Raw genomic sequence first — 18,257 nt, forward strand, 5'->3', positions numbered from 1 at the left:
TCGCTTCGCGGCCCATCGTCGACAAGGGCGCGCGGTACCTGTAGGAGCCGGCTTGCCGGCGATGGGCTGCAAGGCAGCCCCGATACAGCAACCCGAACAGAAAGGAGTCGCACATGGCCAAGCATTCCCGCCCGGCAGCTTTCATCGACGATCCGCTGTGGTACAAGGATGCGGTGATCTACCAGTTGCACGTCAAATCGTTCTTCGATTCGAACAACGACGGCATCGGCGACTTTGCGGGGCTGATCGGCAAGCTCGACTACATCGCCGAACTGGGCGTCAACACCCTCTGGCTGCTGCCGTTCTACCCTTCGCCCCGGCGCGATGACGGCTACGACATCGCCGAATACAAGGCGGTGCACCCGGACTACGGCAGCATGGCCGACGCCAAACGCTTCATCGCCGAGGCCCACAAACGTGGCCTGCGGGTGATCACCGAACTGGTCATCAACCACACCTCCGACCAGCACCCCTGGTTCCAGAAGGCCCGCCACGCCAAGCGCGGCAGCAAGGCGCGGGACTTCTACGTGTGGTCCGACGACGACCAGAAATACGACGGCACGCGGATCATCTTCCTCGACACCGAGAAGTCCAACTGGACCTGGGACCCGGTCGCCGGCCAGTACTTCTGGCACCGTTTCTACTCGCACCAGCCGGACCTGAACTTCGACAACCCGCAAGTACTGAAAGCGGTGATAGGCGTCATGCGCTTCTGGCTCGACATCGGTGTCGACGGCCTGCGCCTGGACGCCATCCCCTACCTGATCGAGCGCGATGGCACCCATAACGAGAACCTCCCCGAAACCCATGCAGTGCTCAAGGCGATCCGCGCCGAGATCGACGCCAACTACCCCGATCGCATGCTGCTGGCCGAGGCCAACCAGTGGCCGGAGGACACCCGGCCGTACTTTGGCGAAGGTGACGGTGACGAATGCCACATGGCCTTCCACTTTCCGCTGATGCCGCGCATGTACATGGCCCTGGCCATGGAAGACCGCTTTCCGATTACCGACATCCTGCGCCAGACCCCGGACATCCCGGCCAACTGCCAGTGGGCGATCTTCCTGCGCAACCACGATGAACTCACCCTGGAAATGGTCACCGACCGCGAGCGCGACTACCTGTGGAACTACTACGCCGAAGACCGCCGCGCACGCATCAACCTCGGCATTCGCCGGCGCCTGGCGCCACTGCTGCAACGCGACCGTCGGCGTATCGAGCTGCTCACCAGCCTGCTGCTGTCGATGCCCGGCACCCCGACCCTGTACTACGGCGACGAACTGGGCATGGGCGACAACATCTACCTGGGCGACCGCGATGGCGTGCGCACCCCCATGCAATGGTCGCCGGACCGCAACGGCGGGTTCTCCCGGGCCGACCCGCAGCGCCTGGTGCTGCCGCCGATCATGGACCCGCTGTACGGCTACCAGACCATCAACGTCGAGGCCCAGGCCCACGATCCCCACTCGCTGCTCAACTGGAACCGCCGCCTGCTGGCGGTGCGCAGCCAGCAGAAGGCCTTTGGCCGGGGCAGCATGAAGATGCTCAGCCCGAGCAACCGGCGCATCCTCGCCTACCTGCGCGAATACACCGACGCCAACGGCAGCAACGAGATCGTGCTGTGCGTGGCCAATGTCTCGCGCACCGCCCAGGCGGCAGAGCTGGAGTTGTCGCAGTACGCCGACAAGGTTCCGGTGGAGATGCTCGGGGGCAGTGCCTTCCCACCCATCGGCCAGTTGCCGTTCCTGCTCACCTTGCCGCCCTATGGGTTCTACTGGTTCCTGCTGGCGGCCCACGACCGCATGCCCAGCTGGCATCTCCAGCCCAGCGAAGGGTTGCCCGAACTGACCACCCTGGTGCTGCGCAAGCGCTTGGAGGAACTGCTCGAAGCGCCTTCACGCGACGCCCTGGAGCAATCGATCCTGCCGCAGTACTTGCCCAAGCGGCGCTGGTTCGCCGGCAAGGAAGGGCCGATCGACCAGGTGCGCTTGCACTACGGTGTGCGCTTCGCCACGGCCACATTGCCGACGCTGCTTGCCCAGCTTGAGGTGCACAGCGCTGGTGTGGTCAGCCATTACCAGTTGCCGTTCGGCCTGCTGCCGGAGGAGCAGATCCATGCCGCGCCACCCCAGCAGCTGGCGCTGTCGCGGGTGCGGCGCGGGCGGCAGGTGGGCCTGATCACCGATGCCTTCGTGCTGGAGCCTTTTGTCCGTGCGGTGTTGCAGGCCTGCCAGGGCAACACCCGGCTGCCCTGTGCTGATGGCTTGGGCGAGCTGCGTTTCACCGGCACGCCACAACTGGCCGCACTGGGCATCGATGACGAAAGCGAAGTGCGTTACCTCGGTGCCGAGCAATCCAACAGCTCGGTGGTGGTGGGCGGCAGCCTGGTACTCAAGTTGATCCGCCGGGTCAACCCGGGCATTCACCCGGAGCTGGAAATGAGCGCCTACCTCACCGCCGCAGGCTTTGCCAACATCTCGCCGCTGCTGGCCTGGGTCAGCCGGGTGGACGCGGCGGGCGAGCCGCACCTGCTGATGATCGCCCAGGGTTACCTGAGCAACCAGGGCGATGCCTGGGGCTGGACCCAGAACACCCTGGAGCGGGCCATCCGCGACCAGATGGAGCCCACCACTGGCGAGGCGGACGCGCACACCGATGCCCTGGCCGAGCTCACCGGTTTCGCCGCCTTGCTTGGGCAGCGCCTGGGCGAGATGCACCTGCTGCTGGCCGCGCCGACCGAGGATCCGGCCTTCCAGCCACGGGCAAGCGATGAACAGGATAGCCAGCGCTGGAGCCGCCAGATCAACGCCGAGCTCAACCATGCCCTCGACCTGCTGGCCGAGCACCGCGCCGCGCTGGACGGCGACAGCCAGACGCTGGTCGACGAACTGCTGCAACAGCGCGAAGGCCTTGCCCAGCATATCGACAACCTCGCCCGGCAAGCCCAGGGCGGTGTGCTGATGCGCGTGCATGGCGACTTGCACCTGGGCCAGGTGCTGGTGGTCCAGGGCGATGCCTATTTGATCGATTTCGAGGGCGAGCCGTCGCGCCCGCTGGACCAGCGCCGGGCCCGGCACAGCCCGTACAAGGATGTCAGCGGCGTGTTGCGCTCCTTCGACTATGCTGCTGCGATGATCCTGCGCAGCGCCTCGGCGGTCGACCTTTCCGACGCGGCGCGCCAGGCCCGTCAGCGGGTCGCCCGGCAGTACCTGCATCAGTCGCGTCATGCCTTCGTCGAAGCCTATGGCCTGGCCACCGCGGCCATGCCCCATGCCTGGCAGCAGGCGGAAGGGGAGCGCGCGGCACTGGAACTGTTCTGCCTGGAGAAGGCCGCTTACGAAATCACCTACGAAGCCGAGAACCGGCCGGGCTGGCTGGCCGTGCCTTTGCATGGGCTGCATGGGTTGAGTAGGAGCGGCTTCAGCCGCGATGAAGGCAGCGCGATGTCTGGCACCCGCTTCGCGGGTGATCGCGGCTGAAGCCGCTCCTACAGGGGCATGTTCAAGAACCTATGAAAAGGGGCAGTGAGATGAATGCAACCATGCGTGACAACGGCGGCCTTCGGCAACGGGACCTGGATGCCCTGGCCTGCGCCGAGCACGCCGACCCGTTCGCCGTACTCGGCCCGCACTCCGATGGTGCGGGCGGTCAGTTGATCCGTGCCTTCCTGCCCAACGCCCTGAGCGTGCGCGTGCTGGCGCGCCACGACGAGCAAGTGCTCGTCGACATGCAACCGGCCAGCCTGCCGGGCCTGTACACCGCGCACCTGGACCAAGCGATCCCTTACCTGCTGCAGATCGGCTGGGCCGGTGGCGAGCAGGTCACCGAGGACCCCTACAGCTTTGGTCCGCAGTTGGGCGACATGGACATGTACCTGTTCGCCGAGGGCAATCACCGCGACCTGTCCGGGCGCTTCGGCGCTCAGCCCATCCAGGTCGACGGTATCGACGGCGTGTGTTTCTCGGTATGGGCACCCAACGCCCGGCGGGTGTCCGTGGTCGGCGACTTCAACAACTGGGATGGCCGGCGCCACCCCATGCGCCTGCGTCACAGCGCTGGGGTGTGGGAGCTGTTCGTGCCCCGGCTTGGTGTGGGGGAAACCTACAAGTTCGAAGTGCTCGGCCAGGACGGTGTGTTGCCATTGAAGGCCGACCCCCTGGCCCGCGCCACCGAACTGCCGCCCAGCACCGCGTCGAAGGTGGCCGGGGCGCTGGTCCACGAGTGGCGCGATCATGGCTGGATGGCGCAGCGTGCCCAGCGCCACGCCTACAACGCGCCGCTGTCGATCTACGAGCTGCATGCCGGCTCCTGGCGCTGCGAGCTGGACGATGCTGGCGAAGTCGCGCGCTTCTACAACTGGCGCGAACTGGCCGACCGCCTTGTCCCCTATGTTCAGGAACTGGGCTTCACCCACATCGAGCTGATGCCGATCATGGAGCACCCGTTCGGCGGCTCCTGGGGCTACCAGCCGCTGTCGCTGTTCGCGCCCACCTCGCGCTACGGCAGCGCCGAGGATTTCGCCGCGTTCGTCGACGCCTGCCATCAGGGCGGCATCGGCGTGATCCTTGACTGGGTGCCGGCGCATTTCCCCACCGACGAGCACGGCCTGGCGCGTTTCGACGGCACTGCGTTGTATGAGTACGACAACCCGCTGGAGGGCTTTCACCAGGACTGGAACACGCTGATCTACAACCTTGGCCGCAACGAAGTGCGCGGCTTCATGCTGGCCTCGGCGCTGCACTGGCTCAAGCACTTCCATATCGACGGCCTGCGCGTCGACGCGGTGGCGTCGATGCTCTACCGCGACTACTCGCGCAAGGCCGGTGAATGGGTGCCCAACCGCCATGGCGGGCGCGAGAACCTCGAGGCCATCGACTTCATCCGCCACCTCAACAGCGTCGCCGCCCATGAAGCGCCGGGCGCGCTGATCATCGCCGAGGAGTCCACCGCCTGGCCCGGCGTCAGCCAGCCGGTGCAGCAGGGTGGGCTGGGGTTCGCCTACAAGTGGAACATGGGCTGGATGCACGACACGTTGCACTACATTCAGAACGACCCGATCCACCGCACCTACCACCACAACGAAATGAGCTTCGGGCTGATCTACGCCTACTCCGAGCATTTCATCCTGCCCATCTCCCACGACGAGGTGGTGCACGGCAAGCACTCGCTGATCGACAAGATGCCCGGCGACCGCTGGCAGAAGTTCGCCAACCTGCGCGCCTACCTGACCTTCATGTGGACCCACCCGGGCAAGAAGCTGCTGTTCATGGGCTGCGAGTTCGGCCAATGGCGCGAGTGGAACCATGACCAGCAGCTGGACTGGTACCTGCTGCAGTATTCCGAGCACCAGGGCGTGCAGAAGCTGGTGGCCGACCTCAACCGGCTGTACCGCGAGCTGCCGGCGCTGCACGAGCAGGACTGCCAGCCCCAGGGCTTCCAGTGGCTGATCGGCGACGACGCGCACAACAGCGTGTATGCCTGGTTGCGCTGGAGCAGCCAGGGCGAGCCGCTGCTGGTGGTGGCCAACTTCACCCCGGTGCCGCGGGAGGGGTACCGCATTGGCGTGCCGTTCGGCGCGCGGTGGGCGGAGTTGCTCAATAGCGATGCCGAGCTGTATGCGGGGTCGAACGTGGGCAATCTCGGGGCGGTGGTGGCCGATGAAGTCGCCAGCCATGGGCAGCCTTTGTCGTTGGCGCTGAACCTGCCGCCGTTGGGGGTGTTGGTGATGAAGCCGGCATAGCCCGTACCACCGCTGTTCGCCGGCAAGGACGGCTCCTACAGGGTCCAGGTAGGAGCCGGCCTTGCCGGCGAATAGCGCTACCAGCGCATCCGAACGCCCAGGCTGCCGATCAACCCATTCAGGTCGTTGTCATCCACATCGCTGCTGTAGTCGGCGCTGACGAACAGCGCCACATTGGGCGTGACCCGCGCCACCAGCCCTAACCCCAATTCCACCGTGGTGGCGCTGCGCGAGCTGGAGATCTTGTCCACCTGGTCCAGCTTCACCGCGTCGGTGTTGCTGAAGTCATGCCAGACGTTGGTGCGCACGTAGGGTTCGATGGGCATGCCGCTGACTTCGTAGCGCGCCGACAGCTTGGCACCGACCCGACCGCTCCAGGTGGGCTGGCTGTCGAAGGCTTGCAGGGTTTCTTCCTGGGCCTGGTTGCCGGGGAAGAACTGCTGGTTGATCAACTGCGCCTGGGGTTCGATCACCCAGCCGCCACCCAACCCGATGGGGTAGCCGCCTTCCACCGAGAAGGTCATCGCATGGCCGCTGTCATCGACCCGTTCGCCGGCCTGGGAGCGGCCGTTGACGTCGATGCGCGTGCCCATGGCCACCGCATCCACGTGCCAGCCCTGCTCGTGGGTCATGCTCCAGTAAACGCCCAGGCTCTCGCCGCTGAGGTTGACCGCGTCGCGCTGCTTGTCACCCAGCAGGGGGCGCATGCCGTTGAAACTGCTCTGCAGGTTGTTGTGCCCCATGAAGATCCCCGCGCGGTGCACGCTGCCGTCGCTGGCCTCGCGCACGAACAGGTCCGGGCCGATCATCAGTTGCTGGCTGGGGGCTTCCAGTTGCGCCGGCGCCTGGGCGCCAATGCGCGGTGCGCCGGGGAAGAACTGCGCCCACTGGCTGGCGATGGTATCCGGCGTCGCCAGGCTGTGGCGTTCGCCCATGCGCTCGGAGAAGGCGTTGAGCAGGCCCTGGTTGAGGCCGCTGGCGTTTAACGGGTCCAGGGATAGTCGCGGCACCTCGGCCTGCTCGAGAAAGCGGGCGAAGGGCTCGCCTTCCTGCGCTTCGAAAGCGAAGGTTTCCACCGGGGTTGCCAGAAGCAGCGACGTGGAAACCGCGTAGAAAAAGACATCGAAACGCGAGGGATTCGAGGTGCTTTTCATGGCGGATCTCCTGTTGAGGGTTGAGGGACAGCGCGTGGGGCAACCGCAGAGCAGGCCTTATGTCACGTGCTGTACGTCAAAAACAGGGCGACCAAAGCCGGCGCGCCAGCCTCGAAGGGCGCGCACGAAGGCGCGAGCTAGAGGCCCGGCACGAGTTTTTACGTCTGCTGATTACTGTTCAGCTAAGGAGAGGACGGGGCTTGCGTCAAGAAAGCGTGAATGGCGTGGTAAAGGTTCGTTTATCAATGCAACTGTTTGATTTTTGGCATTTTTTAAATCGGCATATCGACAATGGTGATTTGCCGTTCCCGCGCTATGCCGAATCGTTGCTAGCGTCGATGTTTTTCAGGTGTTCGACGGTAGAGTTGCATCGTCTATGAGAGCGAGCGCCGCCGGCGCGGCGCATCGCGGATGAATCCGCTCCTACAGATTTTGTTTAGGGCCAGTCATGCCGCAGGGACCGTCCCACGGTTTTTCGGCTGGAGCCGCGGTCGCCCCACTTGCTTGTAGGAGCGGATTCATCCGCGATGCGCCGCGCGGCGCTCGATCTCAAGAACACTGCAAGGCTAGCGACAAGCACATCCGTCGGCTCACTCCTCCTCACGCTGCAGCGCCATCAACAACAACGACCGCCCCTTGACCTCGAACACCGTCTCGAACTGCAGGTGCTGCGGCTTGCGCATCTCCGGCCGGTCGGTGTCCACCAGGCAACTCCAGTAGTCGCCCTGCGGCACCGTCGGTAGCTTGAATGGCACCACGTCGTGGTAGGCGTTGACGATCAGCAGCAGCGTCGCTTCGGCGCCGGGCCGGGCGATGCCGCTGGCCTGGGCGCGACCGTCCATCAACATGCCCAGGCAGCGCCCGTGCGGGTCTTCCCACTGCTCGACGGTCATCTCCTCGCCGTCGGGGGCGAGCCAGGTCACGTCCTTGACACCGATCGCCTCGTTGTAGTCGCCGACCAGGAAACGCGAGCGGCGCAGGATCGGGTAGGCCAGACGCAGCCGGGTCAGGCGCTTGACGAAGGCCAGCAATTCCTTGCCTTCCTGGTCCAGTTCCCAGTTCACCCAGCCGATTTCGCTGTCCTGGCAGTAGGCATTGTTGTTGCCGTGCTGGGTACGGCTGAATTCGTCGCCGGCGACGATCATCGGCGTGCCCTGGGCCAGCAGGAGGGTGGCGAAGAAGTTGCGCATCTGGCGCATGCGCAGGGCGTTGATCTGCGGGTCGTGCGTGGGGCCTTCCACGCCGCAGTTCCACGACAGGTTGTTGGGGGTGCCGTCCTGGTTGTCCTCGTCGTTGTCCTCGTTGTGTTTCTCGTTGTACGAAACCAGGTCGCGCAGGGTGAAACCGTCGTGGGCGGTGACGAAGTTGACCGAGGCGTAGGGGCGCCGGCCGCGGTTGTTGAACAGGTCGCCCGAGGCGGTGATGCGCGCGGCGAAGTCGGCGAGCATGCCTTCGTCGCCCTTCCAGAAACCGCGCACGGTGTCGCGGAAGCGGTCGTTCCACTCCGCCCAGCCGGGGGCGAAGTTGCCCACCTGGTACCCGCCGGGGCCGCAGTCCCAGGGTTCGGCGATCAGCTTGACCTGGCTGAGCATCGGGTCCTGGCGGCAGGCGACGAGGAAGCCGTGGCGCTCGCTGTAGCCGTCGTGGTAGCGGCCAAGGATGGTCGCCAGGTCGAAGCGGAAACCATCCACGTGCATTTCGCCGGCCCAGTAACGCAGTGAGTCGGTGACCAGTTGCAGCACGCAGGGGTGGCTGAGGTCCAGGGTGTTGCCGGTGCCGGAGTCGTTGATGTAGAAGCGCTTGTCGTCGGGCATCAGGCGGTAGTACGAGGCGTTGTCGATGCCGCGCATCGACAGCGTCGGGCCGCGCTCGTTGCCTTCGGCGGTGTGGTTGTAGACCACGTCGAGGATCACCTCGAGCCCGGCGTCGTGCAGGTGGGCGACCATCTCCTTGAACTCGGCGATCTTGCCGCTGGCCAGGTAGCGCGGGTGGGGGGCGAAGAAGGCGATGCTGTTGTAGCCCCAGTAGTTGTTCAGGCCCTTGTCCAGCAGATGCTGGTCGTTGACGAAGGCGTGGATCGGCAGCAGCTCGATGCTCGACACCCCAAGTGCCTTGATGTGGCCGAGCAGTTCGTCGTTGGCAAGGCCGGCGAAGGTGCCGCGCAAGTCCTCTGGCACGGCGGGGTGGCGCATGCTGATGCCGCGGGTGTGGGCCTCGTAGAGGATCGTGCGCTCCCAGGGGATCAGCACGCGCTGGTCGCGGCCCCAGGTGAAGGCCGGGTCGATCACCTTGCACTTGGGCACGAAGGGCGCGCTGTCGCGCTCATCGAATGACAGGTCGCCGTCGGGGTGGCCGATGGTGTAGCCGAACAGCGCCTCGGACCATTTCAGCGTGCCCACCAGTTGCTTGGCGTAGGGGTCGATCAGCAGCTTGTTGGGGTTGAAGCGATGGCCGTTGGCCGGGTCGTACGGGCCGTGCACGCGGTAGCCATAGACCAGGCCAGGATGGGCGTCCGGCAGGTAGCCGTGGTAGGTCTCGTCGGTGTACTCGGGCAGCTCGATGCGCTCGAGCTCGTGTTCGCCGGTGGCGTCGAACAGGCACAGTTCGACCTTGCTGGCATTGGCCGAGAACAGGGCGAAGTTGACCCCCAGGCCGTCCCAGGTGGCGCCGAGCGGGAAGGGCAGGCCTTCGCGGATGCGCGACGGGGCGACGGAGCGGGTTTTCTTCGGGGCGCGGGGGCTCATGGCGGTCCTCGTGGTGCGGGGGAAAGCTTGGGTGGCAATACTGGCCTCTTCGCGGGTAAACCCGCTGTGTCAGGAGAGCAGCGCGCACCTGTCACAGCGGGCCTGCCCGCGAAGAGGCCGGTGCAGGTGTCAGCCCGCCGTTGGCTTCTTCACTGCCCGAGGCTTCTTGACGGCAGCAGGTTTCTCCACCGGCGCTACCTTCGGCTTGGCGGCCGCCTTCTTGCGTGGCGCGACTTTAGGCGCCAACGATTCGGCCTCGGCGAGCTTGCGCGCCATGTCCCAATGGCGGTCTTCCTGGCCGGCCGGCTTACCCTCCGACTCCCAGATCTGATAGGCGAATTCGCGAATACGTTTTTCATCGACACTCATCACGACACTCCTGAATGCAGTTAGGCATGATCAATCAACACATTGACCGGAAACTCTGCCAGTGCGGTGCTCAACAACAGCTCCCTTGAAGGGGGGACCGCGGCACTGGCGAAAAGTCCCGAACAGTTGGCAGGCGACAAGGCGAACGGCAAGGTCAGCCGGGTATCGTCCCAGTTCTGCGCCGGGATCAAGGGGGTCGGGGCGTTGCCCAGCAGGGCGCTGGCCAGCCTCGGTACGACGATGACAGCGCGTTCGCCTTCGCCCAGGCGGGCGAAGGCGAACACCTGGTCAGCATGGCGGCCGTGCACGGTGAGCGGCAGGTAGGCGCCACGCTGGAACAGTTCGGGGTGGGCCTGGCGGCAATCCAGTACCCGCGCGAGCAAGGCCTGCTTGATGCGCCCATCGCGCCAGTGGGCGAGCAGCTCGGCCGGCGTCGTGCTGCCGTCCAGGCTGGCCCGCCGTGCAGCGTAGTCCACCGGGCGGCGGTTGTCCGGGTCGACCAGTGACAGGTCCCAGTACTCGTTGCCTTGGTAGAGGTCGGGCACGCCGGGGGTGGTCATGCGTAGCAGGCACTGGGCCAGGCCATTGAGGGCGCCGGGGCAATCGAGGCGGCGCGCGGCGTTGTGCAGGGATTGGCGCAGTTGCTGGTTCTCGGTGTTCAGCAACAGGCCATCGACATAGTCGGCGCAGGCCTGTTCATAGGCGTCGTTGGGCGCCGCCCAGCTGCTGTGCAACTTGGCTTCGCGCAGCGCCTTGCGTTGCCACTGGCGAATGCGTTCGGCGTAGGCGCGCAGAGCCGCGGCGTCGTGCAGGTCGAGGTCCAATGGCCAACTGCCGAGCAGGGTCTGGTACAGCATCAGCTCATCGCCCGGACTGGGGGCGGCGCCATCTTCCAACGCCGTGCGCAAGGGCGTGGCCAACTCGCGCCAGTGTTCGCAGCGGCTGGCCAGCCATGGCCCGTGCTCGCTGAGCACCGCCAGGCGGGCGCGGCAGTCCTCGCCACGCTTGTGGTCGTGGGTGGCGGTGGCCAGCAGGTTGTCGGGGAAGTCGCGCAGGCGGCGTTGTACCTCGTTGTGGAACCAGGAGGGATCGGCGCTGAAACGTTCGGCGTCGAAGCCGACATCATTGCGCGACAGCAAGCGGCCGGAGCGGTAGAACGCGGTGTCCTCCACCGCCTTGGCGGCGCTCGGCGCGGTCAATTGCTGAAAGCGTACGCAGGCGTGGCGCCGATGCTTGCGGGGGCGGCCAAGTGGTAGCTGGCGCCAGGGCTGTCCGCCGAGCCACTGCTCCAGGTGATCGAGCAACGGCCAGTCGGCTTCACCCAGTGATCGGCGCGCGCCGGCCAGTGCCTGCTGGAAGAATGCTTCGTCTTCGGTGGGGCGGCCCCCGGCATGGATGTAGGTGCGGTAGACCGGATAGTGCTCGACCAGTGCTTGCAATGCGCGACGGATGGCCCCCAGGGTGAGGTCGCGGGTCATCAGGTCGTCGCGGGCCACCTGCAGCAGGGCCTGGGCCACCGACTCGCAGTCACCGGCCAGGCTGGCGTTGAGCACCAGGTGGCGGGCTTCGCGCACTTCGTCGGGGAAGTCGGGGCGCTCGCTGACATCACGCCACAGGTCGCTCAACGGGGCTTCGCCGGCGGGGTCGTGCTGCAACAGCGCTACCTGGTTCATGAACTCGTAGCCCGTGGTGCCGTCGGTGAGCCAGTCGCGGTGCAGATGTTCGCCTACGCCGAGGATCTTCTCCACGTAGATCGGGAAATGTTCGACAGCTGCCTGCACAGGCCGGCAGGCCAGCAGCCGCTCGACGCGCCGCCGCAGGTTGCGGCAGTAGCGGCGTGGGTCGGCGAGGCCGTCGATATGGTCGATGCGCAGGCCATCCACCAGCCCCCGTTCGATCAGCTCGAACAATTTAGCGTGGGTCGCTTCGAACACTTCCGGGCGCTCCACCCGCAGGCCGCCCAGTTCATTGATGTCGAAGAAGCGCCGCCAGTTGATGTCGTCGGCGGCGGTGCGCCAGCTGGCCAGGCGGTAGACCTGGCGTTCGAGCAGCAGGTGCAGGCGCTTGAAGCCCGCTGCGTCGCGGCTGTCGAAGGCGGCGAGGGCGCCTTCGAGGCGCGCCCCGGCAGCGACCAGGCGTGCCAGCTCCCGGTGCAGGGGCCGGGCGTCGGCCAGCGGCTCGACGGCTTCGTGCAGGGCGCTGAAGCGTTGGGCCAGGGCGTGCAGGCGACGGTCCTCGGCCTGGCCGAGGATGCGCCCGTAGTCCGGCGGGCAGATTGGGAAACGGTGTTGATGGTGGGCAACCTCGAACAGGCCTTGATCCGCGTCGAAGGTCAGCGGGATCTCACCGTCGCGCAAGGCCACGCCGTAGTCGCTCCCCAGGAAGGGCAGCAGCAGTTGCCCGGCCAGCAGCGGGTCGCTGGAGTGCCACTGGATATCGAAGAAACTCGCGTACGGGCTGCGCCGCCCCCAGGCCAGCAGGCTCTGCCACCAGGGGTTGTCGGCGCCGCCCACGGCCATGTGGTTGGACACTGTGTCGAGGATCAGCCCCATGCCGTGCTGGCGCAGGGCGGCCACCAGGCGCTGCAGCGCCGCCTCGCCCCCCAGTTCCGGGTTGACCCGGGTCGGGTCGACTACATCGTAGCCATGGCGTGAGCCTGCGCGGGCGGTAAGGATTGGCGAGGCATAGACGTGGCTGATACCCAGCCGGGCGAAGTAGGGCACCAGCGGCACCGCGTCATCGAGGGTGAAGTCGCTGTGCAATTGCAGGCGCAGTGTCGCGGTCAGCGCTTTCACCGGTCACGCTCCCAGGCCTGCTCGCGGGCCTGGGCCAGCAGCTCCAGGCGGCGGGCGGCGTCTTCGTCGTCGAGCAGGTCACGCACTGGCGTCCTGAAGCGTCGCCGCCAGTTGGGGTGGCTCTCGGTGGTGCCGGGCAGGTTGGACTGCTCGTCGCAACCCAGCAGGTCCTCCAGGGGCACCAGCACCAGCGGGGCGCGGGTATGGCCGAGGTAGCGGATCGCGGCGTCGATCAGCGCGCTGTCGTCCGCTTGCGGTCCGTAGTTCTGCTCAAGGGTGCGACGCAAGCCGTCGCGCTCCAGCGCCCGGGTATGCCGCCAGTGCAGCTCGGCGGCGGTCTCGATCAGCTTCAGGCGGTGGCTCCAGTCGATATCGCGGCCCGCCAGCCAGCCGGCCAGGGGCGCGAGGTCATGGGTGCCGGTGGTGGCCAGGGCGTTGTCGGGCCAGTCGAGGATGGGTGTGAAGTGCCCGGGTGGGGCCTGTTCGAAAGGCAGCACGCGCATGCCCAGCACGGCCTTGTCGGCCAGGCGTTCACGCAGCCCTTCAGGCACGGTACCCAGGTCTTCGCCGAGGATGATCGCCTGGTGGCGCACCGATTCCAGGGCCAGAAGGCGCAGCAGGTCGGCCAGCGGATAGTTCAGGTAGGCGCCTTCGCTGGGTTTGGCGCCGCGGGGGACCAGCCACAACCGGCGCAGGCCCATTACATGGTCGATACGCAGGCCGCCGGCATGGGCCAGGTTGGCCCGCAGCATCTCGATGAAGGCACGGTAACCATTGCGCTTGAGGCCTTCGGGCGAAAATGCGCAGATGCCCCAGTCCTGCCCGGAACGGTTGAGGATATCCGGGGGCGCACCGACCTTGAGATCGGCCAGCAGTTCGTCCTGGCGGCTCCAAGCCTGGCTGCCGGCACCGTCGGCGCCCACCGCCAGGTCGGCGATCAGGCCGATGGCCATGCCGTTGCCGCGCGCGGCGTCCTGGGCCCGTTGCAGGCTGCGTTCGGTCAGCCACTGGCAGAAGGCATGGAACTCCACGCGGGCGGGGTAGGCATGGGCGAAGGCCTCGACTTCCGGGTGGTAGGGGTCGTGCCAGGCCGCTGGCCAGTTGCGCCAGTCGGCGCCCAGGCCGTGTTCCATGGCGTGGGCTTGCAGCACCTCGAAGCGGCAGTGATGTTCAAGCTTTTCGCCGCCGTTGGCACGGAACTGGTCGAAGTCTTCGCGCAGCGGGTGATTGCCCTGGCTGAAGTCCTGGTAGAGCGCTTCGAGCAGGCGCAGGCGGGCGTCGGCGGCGCGCGGCCAGTCGACCAGCGGGCGTTGTTCCAGGTCTTCGAGCGTCTGCTCCAGGCCGCAGGCTTCGATTGCCATGCGCACGGCGCGCTCGCCCAGCAGGGCGGCGGGGCTGGCGTACAGGGTGTTGAGCAGCAGGCGGCTGGAGGGCGAGTAGGGGCTGTAGTGCTGTTGGTCGACGATCGACAACGCATGGATCGGGCTGATCGCCAAGGCATCGGCGCCGCGTTCTGCGGCGCTGCGCGCCAGTTGCTCCAGGGCCAGGCAGTCGCCATAGCCGCCATCGCCGGGGCGACGCAGGCTATACAGTTGCACCGCCAGGCCCCAGCAGCGGGGTGGCGCCTGCTTCACGGCATCTTGCAGGGCATGGCAGCGCGCGGGCGCCACCGCCACGGTGAACGTTCGGCCGTCGATGTCCAGTTGGTGGTAACCCAGCGGCAGTTCGCCCGGCAGGCGGGCCTGGGCGTCCAGTTGCAAGGTGCGCTGCGTACCGTCCTCCAGGGTGCATCGCACGGTGCTTGCGGTACTGAAGTAGCGTTGCAGGTCGAGCGGCTGGCCGCGGTCGACGGTCAGCAAGGGTGGCAGGTGCTCGCTGTCCTCGGCCTGTTCGACGGCGCGCAGGCTGGCTTCGATGGCCGCGCGGTCATGGGCCGGGTGCCCCAGGCCTTGCAGCACCTGGCGCAACACGTCGTCGCTGACCTGCTGTGGGCGGTTGTTGGCGTCGACCCAGTCACGGGCCAGACCTACCTGGGCCGCCAGGCGATGGAGGGGCTGTTCGCTCATGACGTCTCCTGGTCGGGGGGCAGCAGGCTGACCACGCAACTGTGCGCGGCCAGCGACGAGTCGGGATGGGCGTTGTCGCTACTGTCGTACAGGCGCCGCGTCAGTGGCGGCAGCTGTACCGCCTGCGCCTGCGTCGCGAGGTTGAGGTCGATGCGCAGCACGTGGCCGTCACCCAGGCGCCAGCGGCTGGTCAGGGCCTTGTCGCCCAGCGTGTCGGCGCCCAGGGCGCGGGTACCGGGCAGGCGCGGGATGATGTGGCGCCTGCGCAGGTCGAGCAGTTGCTGGTACAGGCCGTGCCAGCCGGCGAGTACTTCCTGGGGCCGGGGCCGGGAGGCCTCGAAGGTGGCGGTGGCGTTGGGGTCGGGGATTCGCTCGCGCTGCCGTGGGTCGGTGAAGGCGCTGAAATGGGTGAACTCGCCGCGTCGGCCTTCGCGCACGGCGTCGGCCAGTTCGTCGTGGAAGTCGGTGAAGAACAGGAACGGCTCGCGGCTGCCGTCGTCGTCACCCATGAACAGCAGCGGAATCATGGGCGCCAGCAGCAACAACGCGGTGGCGGCACGCAAGGCCTGTGGCGGGCACAGGCGGGTCAGGCGCTCGCCCAGGGCGCGGTTGCCGACCTGGTCGTGGTTCTGCAGGAACAGCACGAACGCGCTGGGTGCCAGGTGCCCGCTGGGCTCGCCCCGTGGCACGCCATGGCGAGTGAGCTGGCCCTGGAAGGCGAAGCCTTCGGCGAGGCAGCGGGCCAGTTGTTCGATGGGGCGTTCCTGGTAATCGGCGTAGTAGCCTTCGGTTTCGCCGGTCAGCAGTACGTGCAGGGCATTGTGGCCGTCGTCGTTCCACTGGGCGTCGAAGCCTTGCTGCAGCAGCGAGGCCTGGTTGTGTTCGTTTTCCAGCACCAACCAGACGTGCCGCCCCGGTGCGACGGCACTGCGCACCCGCTGTGCCAGCTCGACCAGGAAGTCCGGTTGGTCGATGGCGTGCACGGCATCCAGGCGCAGCCCGTCGCAGCGGTAGTCGCACAGCCACATCAGTGCATTCTGGATGAAGTACTCGCGCACCTCGGGCCGACGCAAGTCGATGGCCGCGCCCCAGGGCGTCTGCCGGTCTTCGCGAAAGAACGGGCTGGCATAGCGGTGCAGGTAGTTGCCGTCGGGCCCAAAGTGGTTGTAGACCACGTCCACCAGCACCATCAGGCCGTGGCCATGGGCGGTGTCGACCAGGGCGCAAAGCGCCTGTGGCGTGCCATAGCTGTGTTGGGGCGCGAAGGGCAGCACACCGTCATAACCCCAGTTGCGCTCGCCAGGGAACTGCCCCAGGGGCATCAGTTCGATGGCGCTGATGCCGAGCGCGGCCAGGCGTGGCAATACCTCGGCGACACCGGGATAACCGTCGAGCAGACCGACGTGCAGCTCCTGGATCACCGCCTCATGCCAGGGTCGGCCCTGCCAGGGGTGTTGCCAGGGGTAGCCGCTCAGGTCCACCAGCGCGCTGGGGCCCTGTGCGCCTTCGGGCTGGTAGCGCGAGGCCGGGTCGGCCACCCGCAGCTCATCGTCGATCTGAAAGTGATAACGGTCACCCGCCTGGCAGGCGGTGACCACGCTGTACCAGCCATCGCCGTCGGTTTGCAGTACGACGGGCGGTCGCTGCTCGATCATCACGCTCACGCTGCGCGCATCCGGTGCCCAGAGGGCGAAGCGCGCCGACGTGGCGTCCAGCAACTGTGCGCCATGCCTGTGCATCATGCGCTCCCTGTCTCAGTAGTGGGCGAAGTGCGCCTGCTTGACCAGGTCCTCGTACAAACGGGCGTAGGGTTCCACCGCCTGGCACCAGTTGAACGGTTGGGTCATCGACAGGCAGCGCATCGCGTTGAGCAGGTGCTTCTTGCCGTACACATAGAAGGCGCGGCCAAGGGCCTCGCGGTAGCTTTCGACGGTCGAGTCGTCGAACAGGAAACCGGTCACGCCGTTCTCGATGGTGTCGGCCAGCCCCCCGGTGTTGCGCGCCACCGGCAGCGAACCAAAGCGCTGGGCGTACATCTGGCTCAACCCGCAGGGCTCGTAGCGCGAGGGCATCAGCAGGAAGTCGGAACCGGCGAACATGCGCCGGGCGTCGGTTTCGTTAAAGCCGATGCGCACGCCGATGCGGCCAGGGTGACGCAGGGCGAGTTCGCGCATGGCCTGCTCCTCCTCCGGCTCGCCCCGGCCGATGATCGCCAGCTGGCCGCCTTGCTCGACAATGGAGTCGGCCACGCCCAGGGTCAGGTCGAGACCTTTCTGGTAGACCAGCCGCGACACCACCGCGAACAGCGGCCCCTCTGACGGCTCCAGCTCGAACAGCTCGCGCACCTGCTGGGCGTTGCGTGCCTTGCCGGCCCAGTCGTTGATGCTGAAGTTGTGATGCAGGTGCTGGTCGGTGGCCGAATCCCAGCTCTCGTCGATGCCGTTGGGGATGCCACCGAGCAGGCCTTGCTGGGCCTTGCTGGCGAGGAAACCGTCCAGCCCGCAGCCGAACTCCGGCGTGGTGATCTCCCGGGCGTAGGTGGCGCTGACCGTGGTGATGTGGCTGGAATAGGCAAGCCCGGCCTTGAGGAACGACAGCTTGCCGTAGAACTCCATGCCTTCCTGTTGCATGGCATGGTCCGGGATCGCCAGTTCAGGGCTGCAACCACGGCTGTACACGCCTTGGTAGGCGAGGTTGTGGATGGTGAACAGGGTCGGGGTGCTCAGCCCGCGCCAGTGCATGTAGGCCGGGGCCAGGCCGGCCGGCCAGTCGTGGGCGTGCACCAGGTCCGGGCGCCAGTGGGCCATGCCTTCGCCGGCGGCGATCTCGGCCGCGGCCAGGCCCAGGCGGGCGAAGCGGATATGGTTGTCCGGCCAGTCGCGGCCGTTGTTGGCGCCGTAGGGGGTGCCATCGCGCTGGTACAGCTCGGGGCAGATCAGCACGTAGATCACCAGGCCGTCGGCCAGGTCCATGCGCCCGATCTTGCAAGGGGGCAGCGCGGCATGGCCGCCCAGTTCGCCGACGATATGGATGGGGTTGTCGCTTTCGACCACTTGGCGGTAGCCGGGGATCAGCACGCGCACATCGTGCAGGTGCGCCAGGGCCCGGGGCAGGGCCGCGGACACGTCGCCCAGGCCGCCGGTCTTGACCAGGTCGGCGATCTCCGAGGTGACGAACAGGACCTTGCGCTTGTTCGGGTTGTGCTGGCGCTGGGCGCCAGGTGCCTTGGCTGTCGGGGCGAAATCCGGGCTGAGCGGTTCGCGATTGTCCGGTTTGAATGCGTCTACGTGAGGTTCGACAGCGGCACTGATCATACTTCTCTCCGTCCCATGTGCATTTCAGGTGCGTGGTGTTGGCTCGTTGTGGTTCTCTCTGGTTTTGGTCACTGC

At 66.7% G+C, this 18,257-nt stretch carries 9 protein-coding genes; 2 read left to right on the forward strand and 7 right to left on the reverse strand.

All coding sequences use genetic code 11. The annotated features are described in order from the left end of the window. Positions 1–113: 113 nt before the first annotated feature. On the forward strand, positions 114–3,479 hold the full coding sequence (treS, locus tag IM733_RS03630) for a maltose alpha-D-glucosyltransferase (RefSeq protein ID WP_248919577.1): 3,366 nt from the start codon (positions 114–116) through the stop codon (positions 3,477–3,479). A gap of 50 nt (positions 3,480–3,529) precedes the next feature. After that, positions 3,530–5,740, forward strand: coding sequence for a 1,4-alpha-glucan branching protein GlgB (gene glgB / locus IM733_RS03635; protein WP_248919578.1), 2,211 nt, complete (start codon positions 3,530–3,532; stop codon positions 5,738–5,740). Positions 5,741–5,817: 77 nt separating this feature from the next. On the opposite strand, the gene IM733_RS03640 is transcribed toward glgB, so the two are convergent. The 7 genes from IM733_RS03640 to glgA form a co-directional block, all read right to left on the reverse strand. Then, positions 5,818–6,894 carry an autotransporter outer membrane beta-barrel domain-containing protein gene (locus IM733_RS03640; protein WP_248919579.1) on the reverse strand — a complete coding sequence of 359 codons (1,077 nt, stop codon included), beginning with the start codon at positions 6,892–6,894 and terminating at the stop codon, positions 5,818–5,820. Positions 6,895–7,484: 590 nt separating this feature from the next. Further along, positions 7,485–9,638: a glycogen debranching protein GlgX gene (glgX, locus tag IM733_RS03645; protein ID WP_248919580.1), complete on the reverse strand. Its 2,154-nt coding sequence runs from the start codon at positions 9,636–9,638 to the stop codon at positions 7,485–7,487. A 129-nt stretch (positions 9,639–9,767) separates the two neighbouring features. Beyond that, positions 9,768–10,007, reverse strand: coding sequence for a DUF2934 domain-containing protein (locus tag IM733_RS03650; RefSeq protein WP_248919581.1), 240 nt, complete (start codon positions 10,005–10,007; stop codon positions 9,768–9,770). 20 nt (positions 10,008–10,027) lie between these two features. Next, entirely contained in the window at positions 10,028–12,802 is a 2,775-nt protein-coding gene (locus IM733_RS03655) for a malto-oligosyltrehalose synthase (protein ID WP_248919582.1), read from the reverse strand. Further along, a complete protein-coding gene (gene malQ / locus IM733_RS03660) occupies positions 12,799–14,868 on the reverse strand; it encodes a 4-alpha-glucanotransferase (protein WP_248919583.1) in 2,070 nt (689 codons plus the stop codon). The genes IM733_RS03655 and malQ overlap by 4 nt, the downstream gene beginning before the upstream one ends. Next, a complete protein-coding gene (treZ, locus tag IM733_RS03665) occupies positions 14,865–16,607 on the reverse strand; it encodes a malto-oligosyltrehalose trehalohydrolase (RefSeq protein ID WP_248921115.1) in 1,743 nt (580 codons plus the stop codon). Before treZ ends, malQ begins: the two co-directional genes overlap by 4 nt. A gap of 15 nt (positions 16,608–16,622) precedes the next feature. Continuing rightward, positions 16,623–18,182 (reverse strand): glycogen synthase GlgA, encoded by a 1,560-nt coding sequence (gene glgA, locus IM733_RS03670; RefSeq protein WP_248919584.1) that lies wholly within the window; start codon positions 18,180–18,182, stop codon positions 16,623–16,625. Between the last annotated feature and the right edge of the window lie 75 nt (positions 18,183–18,257).

Source organism: Pseudomonas entomophila, from assembly GCF_023277925.1.
Classification (GTDB): domain Bacteria; phylum Pseudomonadota; class Gammaproteobacteria; order Pseudomonadales; family Pseudomonadaceae; genus Aquipseudomonas; species Aquipseudomonas entomophila_D.

Bases quoted from the DNA above. Each gene is read 5' to 3' on its own strand.
- glgB (WP_248919578.1), top strand. From the start codon at position 3,530: ATGAATGCAACCATGCGTGACAACGGCGGCCTTCGGCAACGGGACCTG.
- glgA (WP_248919584.1), bottom strand. From the start codon at position 18,182: ATGATCAGTGCCGCTGTCGAACCTCACGTAGACGCATTCAAACCGGAC.
- glgX (WP_248919580.1), bottom strand. From the start codon at position 9,638: ATGAGCCCCCGCGCCCCGAAGAAAACCCGCTCCGTCGCCCCGTCGCGC.
- malQ (WP_248919583.1), bottom strand. From the start codon at position 14,868: ATGAGCGAACAGCCCCTCCATCGCCTGGCGGCCCAGGTAGGTCTGGCC.
- IM733_RS03650 (WP_248919581.1), bottom strand. From the start codon at position 10,007: ATGAGTGTCGATGAAAAACGTATTCGCGAATTCGCCTATCAGATCTGG.
- treS (WP_248919577.1), top strand. From the start codon at position 114: ATGGCCAAGCATTCCCGCCCGGCAGCTTTCATCGACGATCCGCTGTGG.
- IM733_RS03640 (WP_248919579.1), bottom strand. From the start codon at position 6,894: ATGAAAAGCACCTCGAATCCCTCGCGTTTCGATGTCTTTTTCTACGCG.
- treZ (WP_248921115.1), bottom strand. From the start codon at position 16,607: ATGCACAGGCATGGCGCACAGTTGCTGGACGCCACGTCGGCGCGCTTC.